Below are 3116 nucleotides of genomic sequence, written 5' to 3' on the forward strand. Positions count from 1 at the left end.
GACCTCTTTGTCCAGCGGCCAGTTGGATGGTTTGAGTTCGAGTCAGTTGTCCTCTTTGTCTGCAGTGCAATTGCGCGGTCTCTCTTCCGGTCAGTTGTTTTCTCTGGCGGCGACGCAACTGGATGGTTTGACGGGGAGTCAGTTGTTGGCGTTGGCCGATACAGCGCTCAATGGTCTGACCTCTATGCAGTTGCGTTCACTGGAACAAAATCAATTGACGGGGTTGAGCTCTGTACAGCTCACTTCCTTGGTTGATACGCAACTGAATGGTTTGAGTTCGGCGCAATTGAGCTCCTGGTATGACACGCAACTGGATGGTTTGACGTCTGGACAGTTGAGCAATCTGGCCAATACCCAGTTGGCAGGTTTGGGTACCACCCAGTTACGCAGTTTGGCCGATACACAATGGAATAGTTTGAGCTCTGCAAAAATTGCTGGCTTTAGCCCGACCCAGATGGCTGCTTTAACGGCAACGGTGATCAGTGCCTTGACGACCAGTCAAATGACCGGATTAACCTCTGGTCAAATGCAGGCATTGACGGCAACGCAAATCTCCATTCTCTCTGTGGCGCAGTTGGATGCTTTGAGTGTTGCCCAGGTGAAGGCCATTGCGACCTCCTGGAATGGGAGCACCAGCTCTTTTACCGAGGGCAAAGATGCCTGGAAAGCGCATGGGATCACAGATACGCAGATCACACTTTTAGACAATGCGCATGTATCTGGAACCAGTGCCTTGTCGGTATTGTTTGGGGTCTGATCTCCCCTGATCAGGCAAAAAAGCCCCTTCTCATGGAGTATTATTTCATGTCTGACTTTCTGTATCATCAAGCAAATAGTGGGAATTTTTTCCAAAGAGGGGGTGTTTTTCGGGTTGCTGCACCGGGGTGAGTGTGTTACAATCCGCAAAATTTGTTTCGTTCTGGTGTGGCTCGGTGGTTCGGTATAATGTTTGCATTCAATCCCCGCAGGGGGAGCGTATGGCCATCGGAGTTTAAGATTGCCGAGCAGGCGACGATCCAGCAGGGGGGTATTTTTCATTTCATCGATGACGACAGGAGTCGGACATTCATGAGCAAGAATGGCAGAAATTCGGCAGTATCGCGCACGCTGCTGGCAATGGTTGCCGGAATGAGTTTGGCAATACATTCTGCTCCGGCAGAAAGCATGACGATGCGTGAAGCGGTGGAGTTGGCGGTAAAAACATATCCTGAGGTTCAAGCTGCCGAAGAGTATGGCAAATCATTGGATCAAAAAGTGCGTCAAGCCTATGCCGGATATTTGCCCCGTTTGGATTTTACGGCTGGATATGGTCGGGAGCGATCAGATAACACCACGACCCGTGCCTCAGCCAATCGTTCCGGGCATTGGTTGGAGTTGGATCGCGGGGAGACCGGTGTACTTTTGAAACAGAACCTCTTTGATGGTTTTGATACCAAATCGAAGGTTGCCCAGGCCAAAGCACAGTTGAAAGGTGCCCAGGCTCGCGTGGCTCTGACCTCCGATAATGTTGCGTTACAGGCGGTGCAGGCATATGTTGAGCTGGTGATGAAACATATCCAACTGGAGCTGATCAAGGATAATGTTTTGCTGCATCAACGGATTCTTTCCAAGGTACAGCGCAAATATGAAGGGGGAGCTGGTCCGCAAGCGGACGTGCACCAGGCCAAAAGCCGAACCTATTTGGCGTCGGCCAATCATGCCAGCAATCAGGCAGCTTATAAAAATGCCCAGGCAAAATTTACCGAGATTATTGGTTTGGCTCCTTTGACTGAGACGGAGATGGTGCGTCCGCAGGTGCCGGAAGATATGTTGCCAAAGTCGGTGGAAGAGGCTTTAGAGATAGCTTTGCGCGACAACCCGGAGTTGGGAGCGGCCCGTTTGGCGGTACTGGCATCGGAATCGGGGGTGAATGTGGCAAAAGCCGGCTTGATGCCGAAGATAGATTTGGAGTTGAGTGGAACCAACAATGCCAATGTGAGTGGTGTTGAGGGCCATTCCCAATCAGCCGCCGCCATGTTGCGGATGAACTATAATGCTTTTGCTGGTGGTGCCGATATGGCCCGTATTTCTGAGCAACGCAACTTGCTGGAACAGGCCAAGCAGCTTCAGGAAAAGACCCAGCGGGCTTTGGAAGAGAATACGCGCGAATCCTGGAACAAATTGACCATGGCGCAAACCAGGATCGGTTTTATGCGTCAGCACTATGAGGTGAGCAAACAGGTGACCGCCTCCTACCATGATCAATTCAAGATGGGCAAGCGGACCTTGTTGGATGTGTTAAACTCGGAAAATGAGCTGTTTGCGGCCAAAAATGGTCTGCTGGTTGAAGAGTTGACCTATATCAAGAGCGCTTATGAACTGTTTGCGCGCATGGGCTCTTTGCAACAAGCGGTGACGGCCAGCTTGCCGCCTGCTGCTGATGGTTTGATGGACAAGGAGAAGCGTGATATTGATCCCAACCGCATGGAAGAGGATCTGCCCAAAGCCAATCCAACCGACTCAAAAAAAGCCAATGGCAAAAATGATTTAAAGTCGCAGATCACTCCCTCTGAAGCGCCGACTGCATCTTTTGCACAGCCATCTGCCTCTTTTGTTGCGCTGCCATTGCCTGAGGTAGCGCCGATGCGTTCTGCATCAGCAGTGTCGTCTGGAAGAGATTTTTCTTCGGCAACGGGTGATGATGCTGCAAATAGTGTGAGCAGCCAGGCACAAACCGAGACAATAGAACAAGAAGGGCAAGAGTCAGAAGCGGCTGTTGTGGCTGCAACTGAGGTTCAGAAACCGGCAGATTCTGTGCAAAAAGAGTCCATTTTTCAGGCAGCAGTGAATGCCATTATGGGAGATTCGCCCCAACACTAGAAGTTGTTTGCAGCAATGCACGCCATTGCGGTTGCCTCCCATCCTACTGGTTTTGTGCACCTGGTGGTGGCCTCCCTCTCTGGCGGAAATGGCTGCAGTCAGAGACGATGCCTGTTAAGAGCAGACAATTTGCTGAATATTTTTTGAAACAGGTAAAACGGCACAGTGACAGGTGCAGATAATTGTTGTTGGATAGGTGGCATGAAATTGACAGGCAATCCGATGGCCGTGCCAACACTCTTCGGTTGTTTTTTTCG

1 protein-coding gene and 1 pseudogene are annotated in these 3116 nt (G+C 50.8%); both read left to right on the plus strand.

Going from position 1 to position 3116, the window contains the following annotated elements; translation table 11 throughout:
* Positions 1 to 757 (plus strand): annotated as a pseudogene (locus EJP87_RS18020) (hypothetical protein); the annotation flags it as partial.
* Positions 758 to 1068: 311 nt separating this feature from the next.
* Entirely contained in the window at positions 1069 to 2859 is a 1791-nt protein-coding gene (locus EJP87_RS14980) for a TolC family outer membrane protein (protein ID WP_193771429.1), read from the plus strand.
* Positions 2860 to 3116 lie beyond the last annotated feature (257 nt).

The sequence above is a fragment of the Candidatus Magnetaquicoccus inordinatus genome (genome assembly GCF_004217665.1).
GTDB lineage: Bacteria > Pseudomonadota > Magnetococcia > Magnetococcales > Magnetaquicoccaceae > Magnetaquicoccus > Magnetaquicoccus inordinatus.